The following is a 26,971-nucleotide window of genomic DNA, read 5'->3' as shown; positions in this document are numbered from 1 at the left end:
AGCTACTGCTTATCTACCACAAAGCCCGCAAAGCCAAGGGCTTTAAAGAAAGATTTGGCAATGCCAAACCCTGCGATGTCTAGCAACTCTGCAAGGCGCATTTTATCCACGGGGTAAAACTCATGTTCTAAATTCACCCTCATACGCTGCTCGCCAACATCTGTCAGCCCAAGTTGTTTGCAAACGATTAATTGCGCTTCACGTTCAAAGCTTGTCGCAGGTTTTTCTAAGTCGGCAATAAAAAGGCGTCCATTCGACTTTAGCTGCTCACTCATTTGTTTAAACAAGCTTGCTTTATCGCCGTTATCTTTTACAAAGTGCATCACCAGCAAGCACAGTACTGCATCCGCTTGGTAGGCCTGTGGTGAAATCGCGCCATGATGGATCTGCACACGCTCCTGTAGGCCCAACTTAGTAAAATGCTGATCTGCAATCGCCAACATATCAGCGGATACATCTTGCGCTATAAACCGCCAACTTGGGTTTAGCTGAGCAAGCTCTACAATTTCTTTGCCTGTCCCTGCACCCACAACCAAAATGGTTGCGCTATCTGGGTAAAGTGCTAAAAGTTGCGCCCCGGTAAGTTGGTGAATTAACGCATAACCTGGCACCAGTTTTGTGATCCTAGAGTCGTAGTTTTGGGCTTCTTCGCCCGTAAAAGTCGGCATCCAAATTTCCTTATGTTTGTGGTACTAAATTTAAAGATGAGTAGCCTCCCGGCTGTTTATTCACATGGATTCGGGTGGCAATCCGCTCGCTCATCTGAGCAACATGCGAGATCACTCCAACCTTTCGGCCTTGTGATTGCAACGCGTCTAGTGCATCAATCGCGACACCTAGCGTCTCGGGGTCTAACGTACCAAACCCTTCATCAATGAATAATGAATGTATTTGCACTTTATTTGACGAAAGCGCAGCAAGTCCAAGTGCTAAAGATAAAGATACCAAGAAGGACTCTCCTCCAGATAAGGTGTTGACGCTACGTTGTTCGTCAGCCATATCTTTATCTATGACCGCAATTTCTAAAGATTGCTCGATATTGGTAAGCAGATAACGTCTAGAAAGCGTATGCAATTGCTGGTTAGCATACTGCAATAAGATTTTTAGCGTTTGCGTTTGCGCCCAATTACGCAACTTCTTGCCTGTTGCGTCACCTAATAACTTATCTAGCAAATGCCATTGCTCGTAGTCTTGTTGCAACTGAGCGAGACTTGCCGCTTGTAAAGAGAATTGTTGTTTATTCTGAGCATCAACCTCTAATGCACTTTGCACTTGTAGCAACTGATTTTGAGTTTGCTCAAGTCCTTGCGTCGTCTCGGCATGACTTAGTTTAACTTGTGCACTGTCAACTCCATCAGGGTACTTATTTTCAAGTTGGCTGAGTTCTTCACGCTGATGACTAAGCTGCAGCTTAGTGTTTTGAAAGGTTTGCTGAACTTGCGCACACTTTTCTAGATTCGCTCGCGCTTCATCCAACGAAACCTCAAGTAACGCTAATACTTTTACTTTGTTTAGCTGCCCTTGCTGGTCGAGCAACCATTGTTCAAAGCGCGCATCAAGTTGCTGCAACCGCGATGTTTGCTCGGCAATTTGCTTTTCTAGCTGGGTCAGACTGTGTTGGGTCTTTTCACGTTGTGCTTCGGTTTGGCTCAGCGCCAACTGGGTTTGTGTGATCTGCTCTCGGCTTTGCTGTTCTTGCTGCTTCAGCTCTGCAATCCAATCATCTAATCTGGTGTGCTGCTGTGGTAAGTATTCAGCACGTTCGCGATTGAGGCGTTCAATATTCTGCTGATGTTGTAAAAGCGTATGTTCTAATTCCTCAAGCCGCTGCGCCTCATCTTGTTTTTGTTGACTGGCAAGATGTAATTGATGCTCAAGCTGAACTTTATTCGCCGTTAACGCATCTGTACGCTCGGTGGTTTTTAGCCAAGTTTGCACCCCCGTTTTAAGTTGGCTAATGGCAGCTTGAGGAGATGAATCAAAGTTTTGCCACCACGACTTATCGGAAATTAACGCTTCAAGTCGATTGCGTAAGGCGTCTACTGTCTGTGATAGCTGCTCATATTCGGTTCGCAAAAAGGCAATATGATTACCTAAATCATGGTGCTGCTGCTGAAGTGCCTGCCCTTTATGTTTAGCCTGCTCGAGGTGTTGTTGTGCCTGCTGAACCGATTGCCACTGGCGGTCGATATTATTGCGTAACTTTGATAGTTCATTTAGCCGTGACTGAATACTCACGAGTTGCAATTCAGCTTGCTCAGCGCTGCCAACTTTATACTCATCGCTCAATGCATCTAGTCGAGCGCGATTCTCATTTATTTGCTTAGTGCAGTGAGCAATTTCCTGAGTGACTGACTGCCATAGCGCATTCTCACGCTCCTTTTCACCGACTTGTTGATTATAACGCTGCAACACTTGTTCACGAGCTTGCTCAGCAGCTTGATACTGAGACCGAAAATCCGATAGTAGTTGTTCCCAGTGGGCATCGATGTGCTCCACACCATAAGGATGTTCTTTTGAGCCACACACCATGCATTCTTGTCCTGCCCGCAGTTGAGCGCGTAAATCGCTGATCCGCTCACTTGCGCGTAACTGCACTTGCTCCAAGTTATCACGAGTTAGGGCTAAACGCTGCTTAGACAACTCGTCTTGCTGCTTGGTATCTCGGATCAGTATCTCAAGCCTTTCCAAGCCAATATGATGTTGCGTTTGTTGCGATCGTAACTGATGCAGCAAGGCATCCCCTTCTTCGATACTACGATAGGCTTGCGCGCATAGAGACCAGTTCTGCAATGCCAAATTTAGGTCTTGTCGAGTCAAAGGTGCGAGTGCTTCTTTTAACGCTGAGAGCGCGCTGGCTTCGGTGTCGTAAACCTTTTGTAGGTGCTGTACCTCAGCCTCATGTTTGCTCAATTGTGTACCTAGCGCTTGCTGTTCGCTCGGTAATTTTTGCAACTGGGTTTCATGATCGTTACGTTGTTGTTGGTACTTTTGCAGATCATCGAATTGAGGCTGAACCACGCTCCATTGCCCGGCAATATTGCTAACTGAGTGCAAGCTCGCTTGCTCCTGCTCTAGCTGCTGTAATTCAGTAGCGATCTCGCCTTGTTGCACTTGATACTTCTGTATCGCAGCTTCATGTTGCGCAATAAGATTGGCGTGCTTGTCGAGATAGGGCTTAGTTTCTCGTTCTTGCGCTTTGTGTAGGCTCAGCTTTTCATCCAATATACGAATGGTATTAAAGCTTGGTTCTAACTTTACAAAATTGGCTTGCTGCGTAATAAGCTGCTGTTCCAGTTGCTGCTGTTTTGCTTTAAGCGTTGCAATAGCGGATGCAAAATCTTGTTGCTGCAATGCTAGCCGCTCTTGAGATAGCTGCGCAACGCGTTTATCCGCCAGCTCATGCTGCTCACGGTTATCACGCATCTCATTGGCTTTTAAGACTTGCTGCGCATATTCCTGCTGTGGCTTTCCCTCTTCTATTTGCTGCTCAAGCGTTTTTAGCGTGTGCTCCACCTCAGCTATTTTTTGCTTTCTTAGCTCGACATCCGCGAGCCATTGCAGCTGAGCTTGCAGCTTTGTGCTTGTTTCTTGTTGTCGATTTCTTGTATCAAGCAATCCCAACTTTTGTGCTTCAAGCTCGGTAAGCTGCTCTGGTGACAAAAGCACAATTTGACCTAGCCTATCTTGCAGGGATTGCAGCTCGACTTTCTTTTGTTTGTGCGCTTCAAAAACCGCTTTACCGATATTGCTGAACTTTTCGGTACCCGTAAGACATTCTAGTAACTGAGCCCGTTCATCTCCCCCAGCCTTCAAAAACGCGGAGAATTCATGCTGAGCAAGCAGCACGGCTCGAGTAAACTGTTCAAAGTTAAGCCCGACTAGCTGTTCGATTTTTTGTTCTGTTTCTTTTTTCTTCTCACAGACTAGGGTCATATCAGGTAGGCTGAACAACTCAATAGTGGCGGTTTTCAAATTACCTTTAGGGCTTTTTCTAGCGCGCTCTACTGACCAAATAGCTTGATAACGTTTGCTATCTTGAGCAATAAAAACCACGCTAGCAGATGCCGCAACACAACCCCGACGCAATAGGTTTCGCGGGTCGTTTAACTTAATATTATCGCCATTAAAGGCAACTTTCTCTTTGTCGTCCGATTTTAACCGTGCGGTTTTGCCATAAAATGCAAGACAAACCGCATCCAGTAAAGTGCTTTTTCCCGCCCCTGTATCACCAGTAATGGCATAAAGACCGGTGTCTTTGAGTGGTGCCGCAGTAAAGTCGACTTCTGCACTTTCTATAGAGGCAAGGTTGGTGATTAATATTTTTTCAAGTTTCATCGCCCTACTCCTCCATGCTCGCGATCACTTCTGCTAACTTTTCATGTAATGTCGCGGGTGCTTTTTCCTGCTCTGGTTCAATTTCGCGATAGGCAATATCCAACAAGGTATTGGGCGATAACGATTCAACTTTGCCCAAATCTTCAAACAACCACTCACTGGTAGCTGCGCCTTTAGACACCCGCTCAATACCACAAAACTTAATATCCTTTCCTTTTAGCGCTTCATCAATCTCGGCTCGAAAGCGGCTATTGGTTTCCGCTGCAGATAATTTTAAGCGAATATAGGGAGCGCTATCGAACTTGCTAAAATCCTGCGCCGCGATAGCTTCGCATAATTCAGTCAAGCGCTTTGCACCATTTTCAGGGATATATAGCACATCTTTAAAACGGGGAACGTAAAGGGGGTTTACATCGACCAGACCTTGCTCATTAAATTCAGCGAGCAATACCTGATGCTTATAATTGCGTTCGGAAAATGACATTGGCAAAGGTGTGCCGCAGTATCTGATAGCACTTTGCTTAGCGACGGTTTGCGCTTTATGTAAATGACCTAACGCAACATAGTCAAACTGCTCGCCAAACACGCCTGCAGATACCGCATCAAAACCGCCAATGTTGAGGTTACGCTCAGAATCTTCAGAAATCGTTCCCCCCTTGGCGTGCAGATGCCCCATTAGCACAATAGGACCTTTCACTTCTTCTATCGTGCTTAGCGCATGCTGATAAGCTAATTGCACCCCGGTTTGATAGTCAAACTCGTCATCTAGCGCTTTTGGTAAATCAGCACTGCGCAAAAATGGCATTGCCACAACATGCATATGCTGCGCTGCGATAGGTAAATCGATAACAACTTGTTCAGGCGCTTGTTTGTTAAAGCGTCCAATAACATGGGTGTTGAATAAGGTTAAGAGTGGTTTTGCGGTTTCAATGCGATTAGCAGAATCGTGGTTGCCAGCAATCAGAATAATGTGCAGCTGAGGGCAAAGTTGAGATGCTTTTTGGATAAAGGTATACAGTTGCTTTTCAGCACTGGCGGGCGGTGTTGCGGTATGAAAAATATCACCGCTGATCAACAGTACATCGACTTGCTGTTCCACCAGCGCATCGCATAGCCAGTCTAAAAACAGCTGATGCTCTTCACTGCGATCATGCTCGTAAAACGATTGCCCTAAGTGCCAGTCAGACGTGTGTAAAACCTTCATTTAGCGTTCCTTTTCCTATAGAAACGCTAATATAGCATCGTCGAGCAATATTCGTCTTGTGAATATTGACGCTTTAACAGCTTAGTGAGTCAACTGCCACCAAGCAAAAATGATTATAGGTAATGCCAGTAAAAAGAATTTAGCAGGTAACTTGAAAACACGACTATGCTTATCTTGCACGCGTTTAATCGCCGATTTCTCGTTACAGGCAGCTACTTTATCAACATAAAAATAGCCGTCATCTAAATAATCTTTACAGTTTTGTTCGTCTGCAGGAATTGCAACAAACTTCTCTTGTTTTTTTAGTATGTAGAAATCCATACTGCCCACCACATTCGATTCGCTAAACGGGTATTTAGTACAGAGCAAAACTAACGCCAGTTTTACCCAGAGATTGTAAAGTGCGCGATTTTAAAGACAAACTTGGGTCAATATCAACAACTAATTTTGTTTTCTTTATTTATTTATAAAATGTACACAATAACCCAGCAAAATACCTTTTTGGCATACAAATTAATTTTTTAGACCACTGTATTTTTTCTATCAAAAACAATAGATTAAAAAACACTCAAAACAGTCTCATTTCAGTCGTGTCCAAATCTTGTTACTTTATCTCAAAACTTTGATTTATGTGTTTTTATTTGTCAGTTTATTGACACGTAGAAGGTTTTATTTGTCTTCCTTTGTCACCATGTAAATCCCCTCTACTCACTCAGAGCAAAAAACTGAAATAAAAATGTTTATCGGTCAATGCCTTGGCATGATAAAACGGGAAATAACAATGAAAAAATCAACACCAGCTATGCCTTTATTGGTTGCACTCGCGCTATCCGGTGTCGCACACGCCAGCGCCATTTCACAAACCAAAGGGCATTTTGAAGATAAGTTTCGCCAATTAGACGAGACTTTACCGACCCCAAATATCTACCGCAGCGCAGCCGGTGAGCCCGGAGAGCGTTATTGGCAACAAAAGGTGGATTATGATATTGATGTAAATTTGGACGAGAAAGCCAAAAGATTAACCGCTACGCAGACCATACATTACAAAAATAACTCTCCTCACACCCTCAAATATTTATGGCTACAATTAGACCAAAATATCTTCAAAAACGATTCAATCGCTGAACGCACTGCAACCTTTGGGAACGAATTACAGAGTAATCCGGTTACAAAACATGCAAAAATTTCACTAAATCAACTCAGACGCCAGCAGTTTATGGATGACACAGAACTTGGTTTTGTCATTAATAATGTCAAGGACGGTCGCGGTAAACCGCTCAAGATCACGATTGTCGATACCATGATGCGTGTTGACCTAAACGAACCGCTCAAACCAGGTAAAGAGCTACAATTTAGTATGGACTTCGCCTTTAATATTGTTGAAGAAGATGCGGTTGGCGCACGTTCGGGTTATGAGCACTTTGAAAAAGATGGTAATGACATCTTTTTGCTCGCGCAATGGTTCCCTCGTCTAACGGCGTATACAGATTATGAAGCTTGGACCAATAAGGCGTTTCTTGGCAGTGGTGAGTTCACGCTCGAATTTGGTGACTACGACGTTGAAATCACGGTGCCGGCCGATCATATCGTTTCTGCAACCGGTGAGTTAGATAACCCAAAGCAAGTTCTGAGCAAAACCCAGCGTGACAGACTAGCGCAAGCAAAAACAGCAAAACGCCCGGTATTTGTCGTTACTGAAGAAGAAGCGCTAGAGAACGAAAAAGCCGGCACAGATGACACCAAAACGTGGCGCTTTAAGGCCAAAAATGTGCGCGATTTTGCGTGGGCTTCATCACGTAAATTTATGTGGGATGCTAAAGGCTATCAGCAAGGTGGTGACGAACAGCCTCTCGTGATGGCCATGTCATTTTTCCCCAAAGAGGGGGGGACTTGTGGAAAAAATACTCCACCGAAGCCGTTATTCATACCATGGAAGTCTATTCACGCTTCTCGTTTGATTACCCCTATCCAACCGCGCAATCGGTAAATGGTCCTGTCGGTGGGATGGAATATCCGATGATCACTTTCAATGGTCCTCGTACGAAATTGCAAGATGATGGCTCTCGCACCTATTCACTGGCCGAGAAACGTTTTTTAATCGGCGTTGTCATTCACGAAGTGGGGCATATCTACTTCCCCATGATAGTCAACTCAGACGAGCGCCAATGGACATGGATGGACGAAGGTCTCAATAGCTTTTTAGATGGCGTTGCTGGCCGCGAATGGGATCCCACCATTCCTTGGGGCGTTGAGCCAAGAGATGTTGCTGCCTACATGAAATCTGAAGATCAGTCTCCAATCATGACGCAATCAGACAGCGTATTGCACCTCGGTCCAAATGCCTACACTAAACCTGCTGCAGCGCTTAATATTCTGCGCGAGGTGATTTTAGGTCGTGAGCTATTCGATTTTGCATTTAAAGAATATGCCCTACGCTGGAAATATAAACGCCCAACGCCCGCCGACTTCTTTAGAACGATGGAGGAAGCTTCTGGGGTCGATTTAGATTGGTTCTGGCGTGGCTGGTTTTACAGCACAGATCATGTCGATATCTCATTAGATAAAATCTATCAATTGCGGTTAGACACCAAAAACCCAGACATTGACTTTGGCCGCCTACGTGAGTTTGAAAAGAACAAACCAATCTCGTTGTTCGTCAAACGCAATCAAGAACAAGGGCGCGCACTTTGGATTGATAAAAACCAAGACATAACAGACTTTTACGATAGTAATGACCAGTTTACGGTAACCAATGAAGAACGAAATGAGTATCGTGAGTTTTTATCTGAGCTTAAACCTTGGGAAAAACGTACCCTTGAGCGCGCGGTAAAAGAAGACAAAAACTATTATGTGCTTAAGTTTAGTAATGTCGGTGGACTCGTGATGCCAATCTTACTTGAGCTCACGTACCAAGATGGTAGCAAAGAAGAGCGAACTATCCCTGCCGAGATTTGGCGTCGCAATGCCCGTAACGTCAGCAAGCTAATTATTACAGATAAAGATAAGCCGCTTGCATCCGTGACTGTTGATCCGCGATGGGAAACTGCTGACGTTGATATCGAGAATAACCATTACCCAAGGCGCATTATAGAATCCCGCCTAGAACTCTATAAAAAGAAAGAGCGTGAAGGTAAAGTGTATCGCGATATCATGCAAGACGTGAAAGCCGAGCTAAAACCATTCGAAGAGAAAAAGGATAACTAATGAAAACCTGGCGCTTAGCCTGTTTACTGGTGCTGATTTCGCCGCTTTGTCAGGCGCACCAATTAAAAGCAGCGATCACCACTGTTTTATTTAACGAACGCAGTGGCAATATCGAGATCATGCACAGATTTTATCTCCATGATACTGAGCATGCGATAGAGAGCCTACTGAGTCAAAATGCCGACATCTTTAACAATGCTGCAGATAGAGCAAGCTTTGCGGATTATGTCAGTAAGCACGTTGAAATCAAAACAGGCGCAGGGAAAGTGCTGCCTTTAAATTTGGTTGGTGCGGAAATCGATGGCCAATTCTTTTGGGTATATCAAGAAACCCCGCTGTTCTCACCAATAACAGAGCTTAAAATGCGTCACAATGCACTCAGAGATGTGTGGTCAGAACAAGTCAATTTAGTAAACTTCGAAGGCAAAGGAAAAGTCAGGTCGCTGCACTTTGATGGCAATGATGATTGGCTAAGCGTCACGTTTTAGGTTATCTAACTCGCTAAAGTAAAAAGGCACTTCGGTGTCTTTTTTACTTTATCAACTCATGTTCTGCGCTAAAGTTAAAGCATACATTGTGAACGCGCGACGAGGAAAAGGAATGATAGCCTCAATAAAGCTGGTTTTAACCTTCATATTACTAACGTCATATAGCGTCTGTGCAAGCGATCTTGTGCGCTATAACATCTCTAAAGAATTTGCCGATCCCAAACAAGACTACTACATCGCGCTGTTAAGACTGGCTCTAAATAAGAGCCGCGATAAATACGGCGCTTACCAACTCATTGAAAACTCTTTCGATCACACCCCCCAAGGACGCACCTTAGAAATTTTGGAGCAAGGGAAGCTTTTAGATGTTCACTGGAGCATGACGTCAATCCAACGGGAAAAAAGTTTAGCAACGGTATATGTGCCGTTACTTAAAGGGATGATGGGGGCGCGTTTATTTCTTATCCATAAAGATACCGAGGAAAGACTCTCCCTACTTAACTCACCCGCCCAATTAATGAGCTTCACGCTTGGCAGTGGTATCGATTGGCCTGATACCTCAATCTACGAAAAAAATGGCTTTGTTGTGGTTACTAGCATGGCAGCCCTATTACCTAAAATGCTAGAAGAAAAGCGCTTTGAGCTTTTTCCTCGTGCGCTTCACGAACCATGGACGGAGTTACAAAGTACGAATAGTGCAGTGGTAGAGTCCAAGTTCGCATTTTGTTATCCCACCGCCATGTATTTTTTCGTCAATAAAAACAACCGTCGACTCAAGGAGCGCCTTACCTATGGCCTCAACAAAGCAATAGAAGACGGCTCGTTTGATAAACTGTTTTTCAATCACCCAATTACTCGTGAAGCCATTGCAAAAGCTAAATTTGAAGAGAGAAAAGCATTAAAACTGCAAAACCCAAACTTGAGTGGCCACACAAGGGATACCCTGTTTAACCCCAAATATACTTGGCAACCTATCCACCAGTGCATATCACCCAACTAAACCTAGCTCAGAGCGACAAGCTATTGAAACTTGAATTATCGGCTTTGGTTAATTAATCTGGGGCGGGGATACAGCAGTAAGGGATCGACATTAGTTCAATCATGCTTTTGTAGATTTCTCTGCCTATTCAGTAGTTCATTTTACACGATGGTATCGTACACCAGCGCTGGCTACCTAAAGTTGTCAACTAAAATAAATTCACCATCAATAAATAATAAAAACAAAGAAGGCCGATACCTTGATCAATATTCCACCTAATATCCCACGCTCGAACAGCCCTATTGGTCGAAAACTTGGAAACTTGATGCTTAAGATGATGGGATGGAGGATAGCTGGCACTTTCCCAAGTGAAGACAAATTCGTAGCAGCCGTCGCGCCGCATACATCAAACTGGGATTTCTTTATTGGCATTGCTGTCAAGCTTGCACTTGATGTTGAAATTCGTTTTTTAGGCAAGCACACCATTTTTATCCCACCATTTGGCTGGCTATTACGTAAATGGGGCGGTATTCCGGTTAGGCGAGATACACCTCATGGTATGGTCGCGCAGGTTCGCGATATCTTCAATGCCAACGACCAATTAATTTTGGGCCTAGCCCCAGAAGGGACTCGTAAATACACCTCAGAATGGAAAAAAGGTTTTATCTACATAGCACAATCCGCCGAAGTCCCCATTGTGCCTATGGCAATAGACTACCGTAGTAAAACTTTTGTTGTTATGCCGGCGATTAACAATACTACAGAGCTCACTCCAGATCAGTTACTTCACCAAGTCAAACAACAGTTTTCAAAACAAATGGCAAAATACCCTAAACACGCATCAGGACTATGAATAAAAGCGTCAACTAAAGCTGAAAACTTTAAATATACAAATCAACTAGATAGAGACTAACAGATAAATAATGCCACTAATTGAAAAAATAAAGTCAATCTAATCAATTACTTTAAAAATACACACTTTAGTTACATTAGTTTGACAACCCCACTACTTAACACATTTAACCACACCACATTGTAAAGATTTGTTAATGAGATTTATACATATATATCATGAAGATATTTAATTTTAATGAATCCAGATGAAAACACTTGGTAAATTAAAAGTTGATCACAAACCCGCAAAATGAATAGTATTTCACCACTTATTAACGTATTCGTGGTGGATTATGCGATTGCTCATTGTTGCATTACTTGTTGGTTTTATTGGAATTGCTTTTTGGAAAATGATGCCTGAAGCTCAACTTTCACATGCAAATGTAATTCAAGTTTCGAACAACACAGAAGATGAGTCGAAGGCGACCCTAGAGCTTGACACGCTTGAACAAGGTTCTAAGCAAGCCATCACCACAACAGCGCCAATACAAAAAAGTAGCGACTTTTATGCGGTGAATAAGGTATCGAATAAAGCAAAAGCCGTGCTATCAGCCGCAAAGGTTTTACCACAAGACTTAAACAATGAAGCTTATATTGAGTTTGACTTACCTACACTCAGAAAATTAGAAGGCGGCGATAACTTTGAATTGCTTATTCCGCAAACACAAGAGTCATTTGTAGCAGAAGTGACCGGCATATCCTTAGCAGAAAACGGCGATAAAAGCGTCTTTGGTAAGGTCACTGGTGCTGATGGTCGTTTCCATACCACCGTTTTGACGGTAGGCAAAAACGCCGTATATGGTCAACTCACCGCACCAAGCGGCAACTATGTATTCGAATCAAAAGACCAATTTGGCTGGATCGCAGCCAAGCGAGACTTATATCGCTCTCACAAAGAAGAAGAACTGCATCCGCATGATAGTCATGACGAAACAGAACATAACTCAGTTTCTGTGAAGGAAGATATTTTTCAACCCAAAAGTAACGTTAACTAAAAGAAAGGAAAAACAATGAATACAACAGTAAAGGCAGCATCGCTGGCAACAGCACTCGCTCTATCTGCAAGCGCATCAGCAGTCACCGTTGATATCGGTATTCTTTATACTGACCAGTCAGCGGCTGCTACATCAAACATTAATACTAAAATCAACCAGTTGATTGCGTTTACAAACCAAGTTTACAGCCAGAACGGTATCGATCTGCAACTACGCCTTGCAGGTACGCAAAACTTAGGTAACTACAACATCACACCAACGAGTGCTTGGTTAGACTCTGTGACTAACAGCAGCTATGTAGCTAACCTACGTAATACTTGGCGTGCAGATATGGTCGCAGTACTTGGTACAGGTGAGCGCAATGGTAACTACATCACATGTGGTCTAGCTTGGGTAGGTCAAGGTAGCAATGGCAACCTATATTCAAGCATGAGCAACCGTATGTTCAGCATTACAGGTATCGATTGTGGTGCAACAACATTTGTTCATGAACTTGGCCACAATCAAGGTCTAGCGCATTCACGCAAACAAGGTGACACCAGCGGTGGTGTATACGTTGATGGCATGGGCCACGGTGTACAAGACAACTTCGCCAGTATCATGGCTTACCCACATGTATTTGGTAATGCAACACAGTACGACTACTTCGCAAACCCGAACTGGTCTCTTGGCGGTGTGCCTTACGGTGTCGTTGGTCAATCATATGCTTGGAAAACGGTAGATGCGACTAAAACGAGCATCGCAAACTTCAAGTAATCGCTTTACGTTCAAGTTTCAAACTAAAACACACCCAAACCCGCGCTCTTAGCGGGTTTTTTTCGTGCTTACTTTGCCAGCCATTGATTTATTTCTTGATACATAAAGTCGCGGATTAGAGGTTGTGCTTCTTTATTTGGGTGTAGGTTATCGTTTTGCATTAACTCCGGTTTGTCCGCCACTTCTAACATAAAGTAGGGCATTAGATAGCTACCGGTTTGCTCTGTCACTTGTTGGTAGCTCTCGGTAAACATACTGGTATAACGTGGACCTAAGTTAGGAGGTATTTGGATTTCCATTACAGCAACGTTGGCGCCTGCTTGTTGACTAGATTGCACCAGCTGTGTGAGATTTGCCTTTAACCTTTTTACAGGGAAACCGCGCAAGCCATCATTACCGCCCAACTCGATTAATACATGAGTAGGCGAAATCGTTTTCAATTGCTGATTTATTTTTGCCACAGCATTACCTGTTGTTTGACCGCTAACGCTAACATTGATAATTTCGATCGGATTTTGTTCTGTTTCGTATTTATTTTGTAACAATTTAACCCAACCATCATCTTGTTTCAGGCCATAAGCGGCGCTTAAGCTATCACCAACTATCATGAGTTTTTGCTTGGCATTTGCGCTTAACGGCGTCATTACAATAACAAGTATGAACAACAACTTTAGGAAATAGTACTTCATGTCAGTGCTTTCTCAGTTAAATATGATCCAAGTAAAAGGCCTTACTAAACAGGTCTCTACCGTCGAAGGTAATCTCACTATCCTTAGTGATATCGATTTCACTGTCAAGTCAGGTGAGTCCGTGGCAATCGTTGGCGCTTCAGGCTCTGGTAAGTCAACCTTACTTAGTTTGCTTGCCGGCTTAGATATCGCATCCAAAGGAGAAGTTCATTTAGATGGCGAATCATTGCAAAAAATGGATGAAGAAGCTCGAGCTCAACTGCGAGCAGAAAAAGTCGGCTTCGTATTTCAGTCATTTATGTTAGTGCAAAGCTTAACGGCGCTTGAAAATGTGATGCTTCCTGCTGAATTAGCTGGGGACAAAGGTGCAAAAAATCAAGCGACAGAGTTATTAGAAAAGGTTGGCTTGTCTCATCGTCTAACGCACTACCCTTCACAACTTTCGGGTGGCGAACAGCAACGAGTGGCCATCGCCAGAGCCTTTGTTGGCAAACCCAAAATCTTATTCGCCGACGAGCCATCGGCCAATTTAGACAGTAAAAACGGCCATCTTATCGAGCGTTTGCTGTTTGACCTAAACAAAGAGAATGGCACCACTTTGGTGCTTGTTACCCATGATGAGCAACTCGCTCAACAGTGTGATCGCATTATTCATATTGAAGCTGGAAAACTAGAAGTAATAAAACAAGGAGCGGCTGTCAATGTGGTTTAAGTTAGCACTTACTTTATTCTCTAGGGAATTTAGACGAGGCGAGCTCACCATCATCCTAGCTGCAATTGCGCTTGCAGTATTGACTGTGTTTAGCTTGTCTTCCATTACCGAGCGGATCCGTTTGAATTTGGAACAAAAATCCGCAGATTTTATTGCTGCTGACAGGCGGCTTTCAAGCAACCATGATTTCGACGACCGAGTACTGACCACAGCACGAGAGTTTGGCTTAAATACCGCTAAGCAAGTGTATTTTGACTCGATGTTATTTGCCAACGATGAGTTAATACTTGGCGCGCTAAAAGCAGTGACAGAGACATATCCACTTAGAGGTAAGCTTACTTTAAGAGATAGCCTTAATGGTGAGAATTACCAAGTTCAAGCCGCTCCGAAAAAGGGCAATGTATGGCTCAGCGAAGGCTTGTTTTATTCCCTTGGCCTTAACATTGGCGACGTGGTAGAAATAGGGGCAGGGCAGTTTACCGTGAGTAAGGTGCTTATTAGCGAGCCTGATGCCCCTTTCTTCTCGCTGGCGGGGAACAAACGCGTCCTTATTAATTATGATGATATTGCGGTGACTAAAGCCATTCAACCCGGGAGCCGAGTATTTTACCGCCTACTATTTTCGGGCTCAGAGCAGCAGCTGGGAGAGTACTACACTTGGCTCAAGCCGCAACTCAAGAGCAATCAATCTTGGCAGGGAATAAAAGACAGGCAATCACCTTTGGGTGAAAACTTAGCTCGCTCAGAGAGCTTTTTGCTCCTTGCTGGACTATTTGGGATCATGCTCGCTGCCGTAGCGATGGCGGTTTCTGCAAAGCGCTATTGTGAGCGCCAATATGATCCCGTCGCCATGATGAAAACGCTCGGTGGTAGTCGCAAAACCATCCGCCGTATTTATCTTTTACACCTTTCTTTAGTGACCTTTTTTTCCGTTGTAGCCGGTCTTGCTATCGGTTACGGACTGCAAAGTATAGGAGCCGCTTACCTAATTAACTTTATGGATACGGCCCTGCCTGAAGCAGGGTTTAGGCCTTGGCTGTTGAGCATTGCCGTGGGTGTGGTATGCGCAATGATGTTTTCATTAAAACCACTATTAGATTTATTTGATATCCCGCCGCTGCGCGTCCTAAGACGCAACCTTGGAGACACCATCGCGATTAGTCGAATTCATATGGCACTTTCAGTGTTAACTATTTTTGGGTTAATGTGGCTATTTAGTCGCGATATTAAGATCACCGCGATTTTATTCGGCGCAACCTTGCTACTCATGGCCGTGCTATACGTGATCTCACGACTATTATTTTCAGCGGGCAGAAAACTAGGGTTGAGCCCGGGCTCAAGTTGGTCTTTAGCCATTGCCACACTGCAAAAACGTGCCAATGCAAATGCGGTACAGCTTATTAGCTTTGCTCTGGCTATCAAATTAATGTTGTTTTTAGTGGTGCTGAAAAATGACATGATCTCAGATTGGCAGATGCAAGTTCCAGAAGACGCACCCAATGCGTTTTTTATCAATATCATGGAACAAGAAATTCAGCCAATGCAAAGCAAACTCGATGAAAGTGGTATCAAGCATGAACATTTTTATCCCGTCTTTTTGGGCCGTGTAAATGCGCTGAATGGCGAAGAATTTGCGCGCAGGGTCTCACTACAAGAAGGTGAAGAAAAAGACGAAGACGCACGAGAAGGGGTAGGGAGAGAGCTCAACCTTACCTGGCTAGATGAATTGCCAGCGGGCAATGAAGTAGTCGATGGCGAGTGGTTTGACGACTCTGATGCGCTTCAAGTTTCCGTCGCTCAAGGGCTTGCCGAGCGGGTAGGGATAAAAGTAGGGGACACGCTTAGCTTCCTAATCAATAGCCAAACAATTGAAGCCAAAGTAACGAGTTTACGTAGTGTCAATTGGGGCTCGCTGAAACCTAACTTTGTGATGATATTTAACGATAAAATCGCCGGCCAATTCCCAGTGACTTACTTTACTGCCGCCAAGCTTGAAATAGCTGACACTAAGGTTATTAGTCAGTTTTTGAAAGCGTATCCAACAATTAGCATGATCGACATTCAAAGCCAGCTCAAACAGGCGCAGTCGATGATTTCTCAAGTCTCACTGGCGATTAGCTTTGTACTTAGTATCGTGCTTATCAGCGGTTCTTTGGTGCTCATTTCTCAGGTTCAGGCGAGCCTTGCCGAACGTATGCAAGAAATCGTTATCTTGCGCACACTCGGTGCCAAAGGTCGTTTGATAAAACTCGCCACACTTTATGAGTTTTTATTACTTGGCGGATTAGCAGGGCTGGTAGCAGCCGTGGTCAGTGACATTGCACTTTTTGTGATCCAAGTCCAAACATTCGATGTGGATGGCCGCTTGCACCCCTATATTTGGCTATTAGGGCCTGCAACTGGCGCAACTTTCGTCGCTGTGATTGGTTACTTTATGGTGGCGAACACTATGAAACAAAACACGCAAGGGCTACTACGCAAACTCACATAAAACTTCGAAAAGTCTAAAAAGTGGCTCACCGTTACCCTCAGTGAGCCACTCATCTCGCAAAAGCAAAACTCCATCGTCTTGATCTTTACAAACTTCAATTACGTACCTACCTTTAAGTAGGGCTACGCAGTACACATGCGAAACCAAAGGATATTAAAAATGGATAGGATACCGGTTAAAGGCATCATTTTTGACCTAGATGGCACACTAGTGACATCTGAACTCGACTTCTCACTTATTCGGGCACAAATTGGCTGTCCGGTAGGGCAAGACTTACTCAGTTTTATCAGTACATTGCCTTCACCTTACATGCGTGAAGAGGCCATGAACATCGTCCACCAACATGAATTATGTGACGCACAGCACTGTGAAGTTATTCCTGGGGTTAAGGAGTCTGTTGCGCACCTTTCGAGAATGGGTGTCCCGCTTGCCGTTGTGACCAGAAACTTTGCAAAAGCGGCGCGATTGAAGCTTAAAACAGCGGGATTGCCAATTCCATTGATTTTAACGAGAGACGACGCGCCAGCCAAACCAGACCCAGCCGCACTGCTGCAAGTTGCTCAGACCTGGCAAGTGCCACCTTATCAATGTGTTTATGTTGGCGATTACCTCTACGATATAGAGGCGGCACATAACGCCAATATGCCGTCATGCTTGTTTGCCCCCAATGACAAACCTCACTACGCAGAGCAAGCAGATGTCGTCATTAGTCACTTTGCTGAGTTAGTTGATGCGCTGTACACGCTAGACATGAGAAGACACCGCTACTTAGCCTAGCGCAATAACATTGAAGCTATCAGTTATGTGTTATTTGGTAGTTTGCCTTTTTTCCCTCAGTCGACTCAAATGACCCTTTGTCACCCACCGCAATCGCGTCAACATCGCTCTGTACCACCGTAAAATTACTATGTGCTTTACCGTGCTTAAAACGACCATCGTGCATCAATACAACCTTACCTTGTTGCCCAGAAAAGCCCCCGGTTACTGCTTCAAAGCCATTAAACTCAACATCTCCTTCTTCGGTATAGTGAAGCTGATAATAAACTTCGCTACTGCCTTCAATTTCGCCTTCATAACTGAGGCTCACCACGGCTTTGGAGAGTTTAGCACCATCATCAAATTGTTTTTCTGTGGTTTCTTGCCAATTGATAATTTCGTACACACCTGTTAGTTGCATCGCATTTCCCTTAATTTTATAGTAGAAGAGTTTGACCTTGCTCTGCAGTTTCATGCAGCTTGTTTTAAATCTAGCACGCAATTTAAAATTGGTATTGTAAAAACACGACAACAAACAATAAGCTCTATCCATAACAAGGCAGCGATGAAATCTAACCTTAGCCCAATCAACGGCGTACTTCACCAACAACAAAGCGCGCCAAACTACCAGCTTAGACGGTATTTCCCATGCACAGAGTTAAAAGATCTTGTCGAGCAATTTTGGTTTGTCGACTGGTGTTTGCCGGATAATAAAACTCATACACAAAGAAACTTACCAGATCCCAACTTTCATTTGCTGCAAAGTACCGATGAAATAAAAATTATTGGCCCTGTAAGCAAAGTATACGATTACACAATGCGTGGAAAAGGGCAGCTCTTGGGGGTTAAATTTAGGGTCGGTGCCCTAGTGGAGCAATTTAATATCACCCCTTTGGCATGTGTCGATAAAACCTTTTCTTGGGAGCATCTTTGCGATGTGCCATCGAGTCCGCTGGTTTCTTCATTAACCATGGCAAGTGATGATGCAGAGCGGGTAAAAGTGCTATCACAATTTTTAATGTCGTTTACACTCCCTCAAAGCACAGGTGCTGCTATGGCTGAATATATTCTCAACACCTTGCAAGATCACAGCGATATTTTTACGGTTGAGCAACTTGCTAAACACTGCGACATGCCAATACGAAAAATACAAAGGCTTTGCCAACACTACATAGGTTTTAGTCCTAAATGGCTAATTCGAAAGTATCGCCTGCACCAAGCACTTGCACTGCTTGAATCCAATGTGACTACGATGGCAGATATTGTTGCTCAGTTGGACTATACCGATCAGTCCCACCTTATAAGAGATTTTAAAGAAATAATCGGCACCACTCCCAACCGTTATCTCAAGCGCCCCTAACAGGTACTTCGCCTCTATGTGTTGTAATGCCCCTTTACAACGCCACAACGCCACAACGCCACAACGCAATGACACTTAAGCCTCAATCGCTTTACAAATTAGTGCAATTGCACCGCTTGTCATCGAGACATTTAACGCTTCTCTATCTGGGTTACACTCCATAGCGAGTGCTACCCCATGTAAATAATCAACCAGTAAGCAAATCGCATCTTGTTGTGCCTGCCCTGGTAATTCAAGCGTTTGAGTCACTTCTTCAAATCGAGTTTGAAATACTTGAGCTGGACCTACTGAGTCCATTGACAGCAGCACAGTTAACAACCCTGGATAGTCATCGAGTAGCTGTAAATAACTTGCACTGAGCTTTTGTAGTTCTGTTTGCCACTTTTCAGCGCAGCTAGGTTCATAGATTTCATCGACTAAAGAGCAGGTCAAAGCTTCGAGCAAAGCCTGTTTGTTTTTAAAGTAATGATAAATTGCCATCGCATCGACATTTAGGCTGCTCGCCAACGCTCGAATACTAGGCACTTTTCTGCTTTCCTTCATCTGCAATTTGGCTGCTTGTATGATCCGCTCCTGACTTAGTGCTTCACCTTCCGCTAACGGTCGGCCACGCTTCTTATCCTTGACACTCATTGTTTACTCTCGCTAAGATAAAATAAATTCTACACCGTAGAATTTATTTTATCTTGAAATGGTTTGGGGTTCAATTGGAGTATAAAATGGCAAACATCGTCTATATTGGGGCAAGCCTAGACGGCTTTATCGCGGATAAAAACAACTGCTTAGACTGGCTACACGATTTACCCAACCCTGAAGGTTCAGACTTGGGGTTCGCCGATTTTATGGCCCGCGTAGATGCCATCATCATGGGACGTAATACCTTTGAGACAATCCAAGGATTTGATTGCGAATGGCCATACAATAAACCTGTTTTTGTACTAAGTAATACGCTTAAAGATGTACCAAAAGCCTTTTCAGATAAGGTGTCGCTTGTACGAGGTGAACTGACAGATATCGTCAAACAACTGGCTCAGCAGGGCTTTAAAAACCTTTACATTGATGGCGGAAAAACCATACAAAGCTTTCTTCAACAAGATCTCATTGATGAGCTAATTATCACGACCATTCCAACTATTTTAGGTGGCGGAATACCTTTATTCGGAGGATTAAACGAACCGCTTAAATTTAGACATGTGAATGCTGTGAGATATTTAGATTGCGTGGTAAAAAATTACTACATACGCCAAAGATAACCCTAAGAAGGCGCTTAAAATAAGCGCCTACAGTATGCAACTAAGCGCACTGCTTATCACCTGACGTAGCCTCCATATCTGCATGCTTTAACTGATATAAATCACGCCAAAGCAGAGGGATGATAATAACGGTTAACGTGATGTTTGAGATAGGTACCGCAAGCCACACCCCATCAACACCAAACCAGAAGGGCAATAAATATAAAAACGGCAATTGCACCAACATGTTTCCAAGCGAAATAGCCAACGCTTTACCGCCTTTGCCTACCGCAACAAAGTACATCGAGGTAAGAAATATAAAGCCATCCAAGAATAACGTGGATAGATGCAGCTGCAAACCACGCTCGGCCGCGCTGAGCAAAGCCAAATCCTCACTGAAGACCCCAAGTACATCCTTCGGAAACAGATAAAACATCGTTACCATCATCACACCAACACCCAAGCTCACTTTGAGTGCCAGCTTAAACATAGTGTGAATGCGCTGGTAAAGGCCTGCTCCATAATAATAACTGATGGGCGGCTGGACACCATTCGCTACGCCTTCTGCGATAAAATAGTAAATAACGCCAAGGTAACCAACCACAGCGAAAGCTGCCACCTCAACTTCACTGGCAAATATCAGCAACTGCTTGTTGTGTAACGCAACGATAAAGCCAAAATATAAAAACATCACCAACCCTGCAGCGCCTAGCTTTAGTATTTCCAGAGCTAGTGGCTGATTAAACGCGCCTTTGGGTTTACTTTCGTCACTAGACGTGAGCAAAAAGTAGAGCGCCGCCAGTGCGACTATCCCTTGTGAAATCAGCGTAGCAAGTGCAGCACCGGGCAGTTGCCATTGCATTTTCACAATCATAAAATAATCGAGCACTATATTGCTGAGCGCCCCTATAATTAGCAACGCTGTTGCCATTTCTGGTTTACCGTTGTTTCTTAGTAGTAACGGCAGCGCACCTGCCGCAATGGTAACCCCAGCTCCCCAATTCAATACCTGTAAGTAGGCCAAACTGGAATGTAAAAGTTCGCCCGATGCACCTTGAAGCTCGAGCAAACTCGGTCCGAATAATACAAGGACAATCATTGCAACCACAGCCAATATAGCGATGAGCCAAAAGCTGGTGCTCATCAGCTGCTGCACACCTGTATTGTCGCCAGCGCCACGATAAATCGACAGCAAACTGCCAGCTCCCATCCCGACTAAAACGCCAAAACCAATAATGATCCCTATAATGGGCCAAGCAAGGTTTACAGCGGCCAACCCCTGAGCACCAAGGTAGTGACCAATAAAAATACCATCGACGATTTGGTACAATCCATTGACCATCATTGCGACAACGGCAGGGATGGTATAACGCCAAAAAGTGCGGGTAACGTTAGCGTCTTTTGTGGGGGTTTTGCTCGCTGAATCTAACAGCATGATGAAATCCTTAAGCAAGAAAAACGGTTATTATCCTTGTAATTGAGATTGGTCAAAATTAGTATCCATCCGGAATTCGGATAGGTTAAATAATCATGCATTGGACACTCGATCAACTCGAAGCCTTTGTCACCGCCGTCAGGTTGGGGTCATTTTCAGCTGCAGCAAGACACTTGGGGAAGGCACAATCTCGGGTCAGCACCGCAATTGCCAATCTGGAAGCCGATCTAGGCTTTGCACTTTTTGACCGCTCCGCCAGACTGCCAGTGTTAAATCAAGCTGGTCTCGATCTGTTTAAAGAAGCCGAAGCGGTGCTCATGCAGTGTCAGCGACTGCAATCAAGAGCCAATTCTCTTAATAGTGGCGAAGAGGTGTCTCTCACCGTTGCCATGGATGAAGCAGTACCCATCATCGCATTTGAATCTTTGTTTGAACGATTGGCTCAGCAATTTCCGTTATTAAAATTAGCCATTATTAATGGCTCTCAAGACGACATTGCACAATGGGTAAGCGCAAAAAGGGCAGAAATAGGCATTTTATTTCACCAAAAACCATTGCCAGAATCGCTGGATTTCACTTCGATAAACAGCTTTAAACAAATCTTGATCTGCTCCCCTCACCACCCGCTGGCACAACATCCAGCCCCGAGTATTGAAGAGCTAAATCGACATCGGCAGCTCGTAATACGCGACCGCATTGGTAATACTCAGTCACAAGCCATATCCACAAGCCATTGGCACATTGACAGTTACTATTACATCATGGGTTTAGTCATTAGAGGCGTTGGTTGGGCATTAGTACCTGAACATGTTGTCAATACGCCTTGGTACATGGGAGAACTATTCGAGCTGTCAACCGAGCATATTCCTAACTCTTTGGTCGTCGAAATGGGCATAGTGCAACGCAGAGAACAAAGTAAAGGCCCTATTGTGCAGTGGCTTTATAACGAAACAGCTAACTTATTCTGAGTAAACCTATACTGTCAAATTAAAGCCATACAGGCTCTGCATAATCTGGTATTTTTTCTACACTGATGGTTAAATTGATCTGTTTTGGATAAATTTCCTTTTAGCAAACACCAGTAACAAAAGTTCACATTTACATAGTAGAGTGGAATTAATACTGAGAACCAATTTAGGAGCACGTAGTTTTATTGTTTAAGACTGCAGTTAGGATACATTATGTTTGATAAAAATACGCTTATTGAAGCCTACGAAAACGTTTTAATTACGCTTATTAAAAAGCGTATCAACGAGTTAAAATTTTATGTAAATCAAAGTACTTATTCTCATATGTCGTTATCTGTTGAATTTTGGCATTACGATGTAAATTGGAATATCTACAGCCTGCCCGACAGCCGTTTCGAGCAGCATAAAAACGTTGCTTCAGACGAGTTTATCATCTTGTCTGATTTTGAAGATGATTGTCCAGAAGTCAGTAAACTGAGAGACATTTTCGAGAGCTGGGAAGATATAGAACTCGTTGAAGACGAGGACGAGAATATGGATATGTTGTTCAAGCTATCTCATGAAGCGCTCGCCGAGGCACTATGCGGAAACGAAGTAAAACCACTATTACTAGACATCTTTGCTGAAAATAAGGCGTTAAAAAACAAACCGTTTAACGAGCTTATCAAAGTAGAAGATCCGGACGGACGTTTTGATCTCAACTTTATAGCAGCCGCTTCTCAGTAGGGCGGTGAAACAAAGTTTTAAGCACACGCTTAGACATATTTGGAGCTTAGTCTAATGAAAGTAAAACGGATTATTTCAAATATTAACACCCCCAACCCAGAGGATGCCGCAGTATTCTATGAACGTGTCTTTGGTCTTGAACTTGTCATGGACCATGGCTGGATTAAAACTTTTAGTTCAGGTGAAGAAATGATCGCACAAATTAGTGTGGCATCTGAAGGGGGATCAGGAACGCCTGTGCCTCAATTATCCATAGAAGTCGACGACCTTGACACCGCTTTGAATAGAGTTGTTGCGGAGCAAATACAGATTGAGTATGGACCCGTGTCGGAGCCCTGGGGTGTGCGCCGCTTTTATGTTCGGGATCCTTTTGGCTACTTAGTGAATGTTCTACAACACGAAAAGTAAGCTACTTTTATCGCAGCAGATTGATTATTCGTTGCAACAAATAATAAGGGAGCTTTCTTGCAAACACTCCCTTATTCATCACTTCAAAGGAGCCCTGATTTAAAAACCTGTAGTTTAAGTTGCAACCCGATGTACGATGGTTAACTCATATTCTCAGCTGCGGATGATAGAGCGGTAAAACCCATAAATCTAACCCACTAAATGTAAAGGGGCTTTACATCACACCACCCATAAACCAGTCAGTTAACTTACTTCTTTGGCTTTGGTAATAGCAGCTTGGATCGCAGCTTTGGCCTGTGGGCTGTTTTTCCAACAAGTTGTTCGCAACATAGAAGCGACCCGCTCAGCAATTTCTTCAACTTCATAAGTCGCAAGTTCGCTCAAACTGCAAATACCGATTTCTTCAAAACGCTTTATTACCGTAGGGCCAACTCCCTTGAGTGCGAGTAAGGTGTCTTTTTCACTTTCAGAGAAAACCATAATTCAGCTATCCTTTTATTTATCAAAACGCTCAACATTAGCGCGATAATATTGAAATTCTATCACTATCTTGGCTTGAGAAGTCTGGATCAACATAAATATGCATTCTTGTGATCAAGTTATCAGAGAATTCGAACACACTACAAAAACGGCCAGATGAAATTTGATTATCAGGCCAGTGCGTACCATCACGCATCACACCGCCTTCGCGCCCTTCAACAACAACAGTTTTTCCAGACACAATGAAATTAAAATGCGCAATATCGTGCCAAATACTGTTGAGTGAGCTGCCAATTTTATCGCCAAACTCAAGTAATGCTTGCTTACCAACAGCGTCACCAAACTTTGGAAAAAAGAAAGTCACGTCATCATGAAATAAGTCTAAATAGCTTGAATCTCCAGCATCAATCTTTTTAAAGTACTCAGTCACCAATTCAATTAAGGTATTTTTATCCATCGTTTTTTCTTCCTAGTCCTTTGCAATTAATTTGTAATCCCACTCTCTTAATTAGGGCAAACAAAATAAAAACAATATAGGTAACCTGATGTAATGGTCTCCTCCCACACTCGGCATCGGTGTGCCATGATTGAATTGCAAACAATCAAAATGGGAGAAGACCAAATGCAGATTACAACAATCAGTATCGACATCGCAAAAAATATTTTTCATTTTATTGGATGTAACCTATCCAATAAGATTGTAGTAAAGAAAGCTATTAAACGTCGTCAACTACTGACTTATTTGGCACAAATGCCAAATTGTAAATTAGTCATGGAAGCGTGTGGAACCTCTAATTATTGGGGTCGTGAAATTAGCCAATTAGGTTTTCAAGTTGAGCTCATACCACCACAACACGTGAAGCCATTTTTGACGGGGAATAAAAATGATTACAACGATGCGTATGCAATTTTAATTGCATCACAGCAGGCACATATTCGCTCAGTTCCAGTGAAAACATTAGAGCAGCAAGATAGTCAAACAATCCATAAAGTGAGAGAGCTTGCAATTGGTCAACGAACAGCACTGAGTAATCAAATTCGAGGTTTGCTACTTGAGTACGGCATTGCCATTACTAAAGGTATCGAAAATGTTCGCAAAGAAGTGGTTGCTTTGTTAGGTGAGGAGCGAGTATTGACCACGAGCTTTAAACAAGTGCTTAGCCAACTCTATAAACTCCTACAAGTGCTTGATGAAAGTATTGAAACGTACAATCAACAGATAAAAGAGCAAGTTAAAAACAATGAGATATGCGTCAATTTACAGAGTATTCCGGGCATAGGGCCAATAGTTGCAAGTAGTTACTTTAACGAAGTGGGTAATGGTAGTGGTTATACAAAAGGGCGAGATGTTTCAGCCTCATTAGGTCTCGTGCCCAAGCAACGTAGTACGGGTGGAAAATCAGTTTTGCTCGGGATAAGTAAGCGTGGTAATCGATATTTGAGGTGTTTACTTATTCAAGGGGCGAAATCGGTTGTATCGAGAGCAAAGTATAAAACAGACCAACTTAGTCTTTGGATAAATCGACTTGTACAAACGCGAGGGCATAACAAAGCCTGTGTCGCTTATGCGAATAAAATGGCTGGAGTGACTTGGGCAATTACAGTATCAAAAGAGGCATATCAAGCAAGATAAGTAGATTTCTTTCACCGAATTGCGAAAGTGACTGAAGTAGATGACATAACAGGTCAAACCGGCATATTGAAAACCTGTCGAGCTCAGGGGTAGCTAAATACCGATAACCTGATTAGGACAATATGCGCGATTTACATCTAGGTCAGAGTTTCAAATAGAACTCATTAACAGACCGTATATATGACAGCAATCCTGACCCTGTTATTTACTAAAGAAGCCTTGCAATAAGGGAGGAGACCATATATGAGCTCGGGATAACAACTTGTTCTCTAGCAGCTGTTATCCCTTACTACTGCGTTAAACTTGCTTGCAATAGGCTAGCTATTGACGCACAAATTTACCTTGTATTACGAAATAACTTCTGGCTAGAGTGATATTACGCTTTTGAACTTAGGTATTTTAGTAGCTTAACTAACTTCTTATTCCGAGTTAAGGTTAGGTAATCTCAATTGAAGAATTTGCGATGCAAGGTTTAAAGTGAGCACTGTAGATTCCTCGTCCATAAAATAATTAACCTTATTTAATGCAATCAGAATACGCAAAATAAAGTCAGATGACGACAATCAACCCCAGCTTGCTTTTCTCTGCACAAAGCACGCATTGTATACCCCGAAAAGGAATGGTAACTTATTGATGAATTTACGTTTAAATTTATTGAAAGAGAGCTCAATGTTCAAGCTAAGACCGTTCCAAGCCAATGATGTTGCCAACATGGTCGTGATTTTGAACGATCCCGATGTCGTTCGGTATTTATCAACAAAAATTCCGCAACCTTACACCGAGCAAGATGCCATGTGGTGGGTAAATGAAGGTAGTAAACACGGCTATGTTCGGGCGATTTGCGATGGTCAGCAGCTTATCGGCTGTATAGGTGTTAACCCTGGCGAGTTTGAATATGAGCGCTCTGGTGAAATAGGCTATTGGCTCGCAAAAAGCCATTGGCGTAAAGGAATTACTCATAAAGCCATTTTGCACATTACCTCAGAGGTATTTAACGAGACTAATATTGAACGGATCTTTGCCGCAGTATTTGACGACAATCATGCATCAATGAAGCTACTAGAGAAGTCAGGTTTTGAGCAAGAAGCGGTGTTAAAACGCGCTATATTCAAAAATGAGCGTTTCTATAACAATCACATTTTTGCCTTATTAAAGCCTTAGGTATGCAGCTGCTTAGCTCAATAGTCAGTCGGCGACCCTAGTTGCTAAGTAGATCCATATTA

Annotated in this window: 25 protein-coding genes and 1 pseudogene; 16 read left to right on the top strand and 10 right to left on the bottom strand. The window is 43.3% G+C overall.

Going from position 1 to position 26,971, the window contains the following annotated elements:
• Window positions 1-2: 2 nt before the first annotated feature.
• The 4 genes from CTT31_RS21680 to CTT31_RS21665 form a co-directional block, all read right to left on the bottom strand.
• Window positions 3-668: a class I SAM-dependent methyltransferase gene (locus CTT31_RS21680; protein ID WP_260492512.1), complete on the bottom strand. Its 666-nt coding sequence runs from the start codon at window positions 666-668 to the stop codon at window positions 3-5.
• A 10-nt stretch (window positions 669-678) separates the two neighbouring features.
• Window positions 679-4,338 (bottom strand): AAA family ATPase, encoded by a 3,660-nt coding sequence (locus CTT31_RS21675; RefSeq protein ID WP_260492511.1) that lies wholly within the window; start codon window positions 4,336-4,338, stop codon window positions 679-681.
• 4 nt (window positions 4,339-4,342) lie between these two features.
• A complete protein-coding gene (locus tag CTT31_RS21670; RefSeq protein WP_260492510.1) occupies window positions 4,343-5,542 on the bottom strand; it encodes an exonuclease SbcCD subunit D in 1,200 nt (399 codons plus the stop codon).
• A gap of 81 nt (window positions 5,543-5,623) precedes the next feature.
• Window positions 5,624-5,863, bottom strand: a complete 240-nt coding sequence (locus tag CTT31_RS21665) for a hypothetical protein (protein ID WP_010376069.1) — start codon at window positions 5,861-5,863, stop codon at window positions 5,624-5,626.
• Between the two features lie 460 nt (window positions 5,864-6,323).
• Here CTT31_RS21665 and CTT31_RS21660 point away from each other — a divergent pair.
• From CTT31_RS21660 to CTT31_RS21635, 6 genes and pseudogenes are all read left to right on the top strand, one after another.
• Window positions 6,324-8,746 (top strand): annotated as a pseudogene (locus tag CTT31_RS21660) (M1 family metallopeptidase).
• The gene (locus tag CTT31_RS21655) at window positions 8,746-9,234 is read left to right on the top strand and encodes a DUF6702 family protein (RefSeq protein WP_260492509.1); all 489 of its coding nucleotides are present in this window, start codon (window positions 8,746-8,748) and stop codon (window positions 9,232-9,234) included. Before CTT31_RS21660 ends, CTT31_RS21655 begins: the two are co-directional and overlap by 1 nt.
• A 112-nt stretch (window positions 9,235-9,346) precedes the next feature.
• Entirely contained in the window at window positions 9,347-10,234 is an 888-nt protein-coding gene (locus tag CTT31_RS21650) for a hypothetical protein (protein WP_260492508.1), read from the top strand.
• 238 nt (window positions 10,235-10,472) lie between these two features.
• Window positions 10,473-11,066 carry a 1-acyl-sn-glycerol-3-phosphate acyltransferase gene (locus tag CTT31_RS21645; protein WP_312026968.1) on the top strand — a complete coding sequence of 198 codons (594 nt, stop codon included), beginning with the start codon at window positions 10,473-10,475 and terminating at the stop codon, window positions 11,064-11,066.
• A gap of 334 nt (window positions 11,067-11,400) precedes the next feature.
• The gene (locus CTT31_RS21640) at window positions 11,401-12,102 is read left to right on the top strand and encodes a hypothetical protein (protein ID WP_211856882.1); all 702 of its coding nucleotides are present in this window, start codon (window positions 11,401-11,403) and stop codon (window positions 12,100-12,102) included.
• Between the two features lie 15 nt (window positions 12,103-12,117).
• Window positions 12,118-12,858: a reprolysin-like metallopeptidase gene (locus CTT31_RS21635; protein WP_039495419.1), complete on the top strand. Its 741-nt coding sequence runs from the start codon at window positions 12,118-12,120 to the stop codon at window positions 12,856-12,858.
• A 68-nt stretch (window positions 12,859-12,926) separates the two neighbouring features.
• Here CTT31_RS21635 and CTT31_RS21630 read toward each other — a convergent pair whose 3' ends face one another.
• Window positions 12,927-13,547, bottom strand: coding sequence for an arylesterase (locus tag CTT31_RS21630; RefSeq protein WP_130127488.1), 621 nt, complete (start codon window positions 13,545-13,547; stop codon window positions 12,927-12,929).
• Between CTT31_RS21630 and CTT31_RS21625 the strand changes: the two genes are divergently transcribed.
• From CTT31_RS21625 to CTT31_RS21615, 3 genes are all read left to right on the top strand, one after another.
• Complete coding sequence (locus CTT31_RS21625; RefSeq protein WP_010376092.1) at window positions 13,546-14,259, top strand: ABC transporter ATP-binding protein; 714 nt, start codon at window positions 13,546-13,548, stop codon at window positions 14,257-14,259. The two genes, CTT31_RS21630 and CTT31_RS21625, sit on opposite strands and share 2 nt — an antisense overlap.
• A complete protein-coding gene (locus tag CTT31_RS21620; protein ID WP_260492506.1) occupies window positions 14,249-16,750 on the top strand; it encodes an ABC transporter permease in 2,502 nt (833 codons plus the stop codon). Before CTT31_RS21625 ends, CTT31_RS21620 begins: the two co-directional genes overlap by 11 nt.
• Window positions 16,751-16,909: 159 nt before the next feature.
• The gene (locus tag CTT31_RS21615) at window positions 16,910-17,527 is read left to right on the top strand and encodes an HAD family hydrolase (RefSeq protein WP_069021016.1); all 618 of its coding nucleotides are present in this window, start codon (window positions 16,910-16,912) and stop codon (window positions 17,525-17,527) included.
• 19 nt (window positions 17,528-17,546) lie between these two features.
• Here the strand turns inward: CTT31_RS21615 and CTT31_RS21610 are convergent, their stop codons facing one another.
• Entirely contained in the window at window positions 17,547-17,927 is a 381-nt protein-coding gene (locus CTT31_RS21610) for a DUF3224 domain-containing protein (RefSeq protein ID WP_045988631.1), read from the bottom strand.
• 144 nt (window positions 17,928-18,071) lie between these two features.
• Between CTT31_RS21610 and CTT31_RS21605 the strand changes: the two genes are divergently transcribed.
• Window positions 18,072-18,866, top strand: coding sequence for a helix-turn-helix domain-containing protein (locus tag CTT31_RS21605; RefSeq protein WP_239980908.1), 795 nt, complete (start codon window positions 18,072-18,074; stop codon window positions 18,864-18,866).
• Between the two features lie 75 nt (window positions 18,867-18,941).
• On the opposite strand, the gene CTT31_RS21600 is transcribed toward CTT31_RS21605, so the two are convergent.
• Window positions 18,942-19,499: a TetR/AcrR family transcriptional regulator gene (locus CTT31_RS21600; RefSeq protein ID WP_260492505.1), complete on the bottom strand. Its 558-nt coding sequence runs from the start codon at window positions 19,497-19,499 to the stop codon at window positions 18,942-18,944.
• A gap of 86 nt (window positions 19,500-19,585) precedes the next feature.
• Here CTT31_RS21600 and CTT31_RS21595 point away from each other — a divergent pair, with 86 nt between their 5' ends.
• A complete protein-coding gene (locus CTT31_RS21595; RefSeq protein ID WP_260492504.1) occupies window positions 19,586-20,119 on the top strand; it encodes a dihydrofolate reductase family protein in 534 nt (177 codons plus the stop codon).
• 40 nt (window positions 20,120-20,159) lie between these two features.
• Here the strand turns inward: CTT31_RS21595 and CTT31_RS21590 are convergent, their stop codons facing one another.
• Window positions 20,160-21,533 carry an MATE family efflux transporter gene (locus tag CTT31_RS21590; protein WP_260492503.1) on the bottom strand — a complete coding sequence of 458 codons (1,374 nt, stop codon included), beginning with the start codon at window positions 21,531-21,533 and terminating at the stop codon, window positions 20,160-20,162.
• A 95-nt stretch (window positions 21,534-21,628) separates the two neighbouring features.
• Between CTT31_RS21590 and CTT31_RS21585 the strand changes: the two genes are divergently transcribed.
• From CTT31_RS21585 to CTT31_RS21575, 3 genes are all read left to right on the top strand, one after another.
• Window positions 21,629-22,501 carry a LysR family transcriptional regulator gene (locus CTT31_RS21585; protein ID WP_130165616.1) on the top strand — a complete coding sequence of 291 codons (873 nt, stop codon included), beginning with the start codon at window positions 21,629-21,631 and terminating at the stop codon, window positions 22,499-22,501.
• 213 nt (window positions 22,502-22,714) lie between these two features.
• Window positions 22,715-23,227 carry a hypothetical protein gene (locus tag CTT31_RS21580; protein ID WP_039495406.1) on the top strand — a complete coding sequence of 171 codons (513 nt, stop codon included), beginning with the start codon at window positions 22,715-22,717 and terminating at the stop codon, window positions 23,225-23,227.
• A 54-nt stretch (window positions 23,228-23,281) separates the two neighbouring features.
• On the top strand, window positions 23,282-23,635 hold the full coding sequence (locus CTT31_RS21575; protein WP_045988624.1) for a VOC family protein: 354 nt from the start codon (window positions 23,282-23,284) through the stop codon (window positions 23,633-23,635).
• 243 nt (window positions 23,636-23,878) lie between these two features.
• Here the strand turns inward: CTT31_RS21575 and CTT31_RS21570 are convergent, their stop codons facing one another.
• Window positions 23,879-24,115, bottom strand: coding sequence for a helix-hairpin-helix domain-containing protein (locus CTT31_RS21570; RefSeq protein ID WP_130165615.1), 237 nt, complete (start codon window positions 24,113-24,115; stop codon window positions 23,879-23,881).
• 37 nt (window positions 24,116-24,152) lie between these two features.
• Window positions 24,153-24,572 carry a nuclear transport factor 2 family protein gene (locus CTT31_RS21565; RefSeq protein WP_211856889.1) on the bottom strand — a complete coding sequence of 140 codons (420 nt, stop codon included), beginning with the start codon at window positions 24,570-24,572 and terminating at the stop codon, window positions 24,153-24,155.
• Window positions 24,573-24,737: 165 nt separating this feature from the next.
• On the opposite strand from CTT31_RS21565, the gene CTT31_RS21560 reads away from it, so the two are divergent.
• Window positions 24,738-25,748, top strand: coding sequence for an IS110 family RNA-guided transposase (locus tag CTT31_RS21560; RefSeq protein ID WP_260492502.1), 1,011 nt, complete (start codon window positions 24,738-24,740; stop codon window positions 25,746-25,748).
• A 669-nt stretch (window positions 25,749-26,417) separates the two neighbouring features.
• The gene (locus CTT31_RS21555) at window positions 26,418-26,909 is read left to right on the top strand and encodes a GNAT family N-acetyltransferase (RefSeq protein WP_193522024.1); all 492 of its coding nucleotides are present in this window, start codon (window positions 26,418-26,420) and stop codon (window positions 26,907-26,909) included.
• Window positions 26,910-26,971: the final 62 nt, after the last annotated feature.

Origin of the sequence: Pseudoalteromonas maricaloris (assembly GCF_024746855.1) — a bacterium.
In the GTDB taxonomy this organism is placed as follows: Bacteria; Pseudomonadota; Gammaproteobacteria; order Enterobacterales; family Alteromonadaceae; genus Pseudoalteromonas; species Pseudoalteromonas maricaloris.
Note: the sequence above shows the minus strand (reverse complement) of the source record. Positions and strands in the feature narration are given on the sequence as shown.

Coding starts and splice junctions, on each gene's coding strand:
- CTT31_RS21595 (WP_260492504.1), top strand. CDS start 19,586: ATGGCAAACATCGTCTATATTGGGGCAAGCCTAGACGGCTTTATCGCG.
- CTT31_RS21635 (WP_039495419.1), top strand. CDS start 12,118: ATGAATACAACAGTAAAGGCAGCATCGCTGGCAACAGCACTCGCTCTA.
- CTT31_RS21575 (WP_045988624.1), top strand. CDS start 23,282: ATGAAAGTAAAACGGATTATTTCAAATATTAACACCCCCAACCCAGAG.
- CTT31_RS21675 (WP_260492511.1), bottom strand. CDS start 4,338: ATGAAACTTGAAAAAATATTAATCACCAACCTTGCCTCTATAGAAAGT.
- CTT31_RS21570 (WP_130165615.1), bottom strand. CDS start 24,115: ATGGTTTTCTCTGAAAGTGAAAAAGACACCTTACTCGCACTCAAGGGA.
- CTT31_RS21585 (WP_130165616.1), top strand. CDS start 21,629: ATGCATTGGACACTCGATCAACTCGAAGCCTTTGTCACCGCCGTCAGG.
- CTT31_RS21580 (WP_039495406.1), top strand. CDS start 22,715: ATGTTTGATAAAAATACGCTTATTGAAGCCTACGAAAACGTTTTAATT.
- CTT31_RS21560 (WP_260492502.1), top strand. CDS start 24,738: ATGCAGATTACAACAATCAGTATCGACATCGCAAAAAATATTTTTCAT.
- CTT31_RS21670 (WP_260492510.1), bottom strand. CDS start 5,542: ATGAAGGTTTTACACACGTCTGACTGGCACTTAGGGCAATCGTTTTAC.
- CTT31_RS21600 (WP_260492505.1), bottom strand. CDS start 19,499: ATGAGTGTCAAGGATAAGAAGCGTGGCCGACCGTTAGCGGAAGGTGAA.
- CTT31_RS21665 (WP_010376069.1), bottom strand. CDS start 5,863: ATGGATTTCTACATACTAAAAAAACAAGAGAAGTTTGTTGCAATTCCT.
- CTT31_RS21625 (WP_010376092.1), top strand. CDS start 13,546: ATGTCAGTGCTTTCTCAGTTAAATATGATCCAAGTAAAAGGCCTTACT.
- CTT31_RS21610 (WP_045988631.1), bottom strand. CDS start 17,927: ATGCAACTAACAGGTGTGTACGAAATTATCAATTGGCAAGAAACCACA.
- CTT31_RS21640 (WP_211856882.1), top strand. CDS start 11,401: ATGCGATTGCTCATTGTTGCATTACTTGTTGGTTTTATTGGAATTGCT.
- CTT31_RS21615 (WP_069021016.1), top strand. CDS start 16,910: ATGGATAGGATACCGGTTAAAGGCATCATTTTTGACCTAGATGGCACA.
- CTT31_RS21655 (WP_260492509.1), top strand. CDS start 8,746: ATGAAAACCTGGCGCTTAGCCTGTTTACTGGTGCTGATTTCGCCGCTT.
- CTT31_RS21650 (WP_260492508.1), top strand. CDS start 9,347: ATGATAGCCTCAATAAAGCTGGTTTTAACCTTCATATTACTAACGTCA.
- CTT31_RS21565 (WP_211856889.1), bottom strand. CDS start 24,572: ATGGATAAAAATACCTTAATTGAATTGGTGACTGAGTACTTTAAAAAG.
- CTT31_RS21620 (WP_260492506.1), top strand. CDS start 14,249: ATGTGGTTTAAGTTAGCACTTACTTTATTCTCTAGGGAATTTAGACGA.
- CTT31_RS21630 (WP_130127488.1), bottom strand. CDS start 13,547: ATGAAGTACTATTTCCTAAAGTTGTTGTTCATACTTGTTATTGTAATG.
- CTT31_RS21590 (WP_260492503.1), bottom strand. CDS start 21,533: ATGCTGTTAGATTCAGCGAGCAAAACCCCCACAAAAGACGCTAACGTT.
- CTT31_RS21555 (WP_193522024.1), top strand. CDS start 26,418: ATGTTCAAGCTAAGACCGTTCCAAGCCAATGATGTTGCCAACATGGTC.
- CTT31_RS21680 (WP_260492512.1), bottom strand. CDS start 668: ATGCCGACTTTTACGGGCGAAGAAGCCCAAAACTACGACTCTAGGATC.
- CTT31_RS21605 (WP_239980908.1), top strand. CDS start 18,072: ATGAAATCTAACCTTAGCCCAATCAACGGCGTACTTCACCAACAACAA.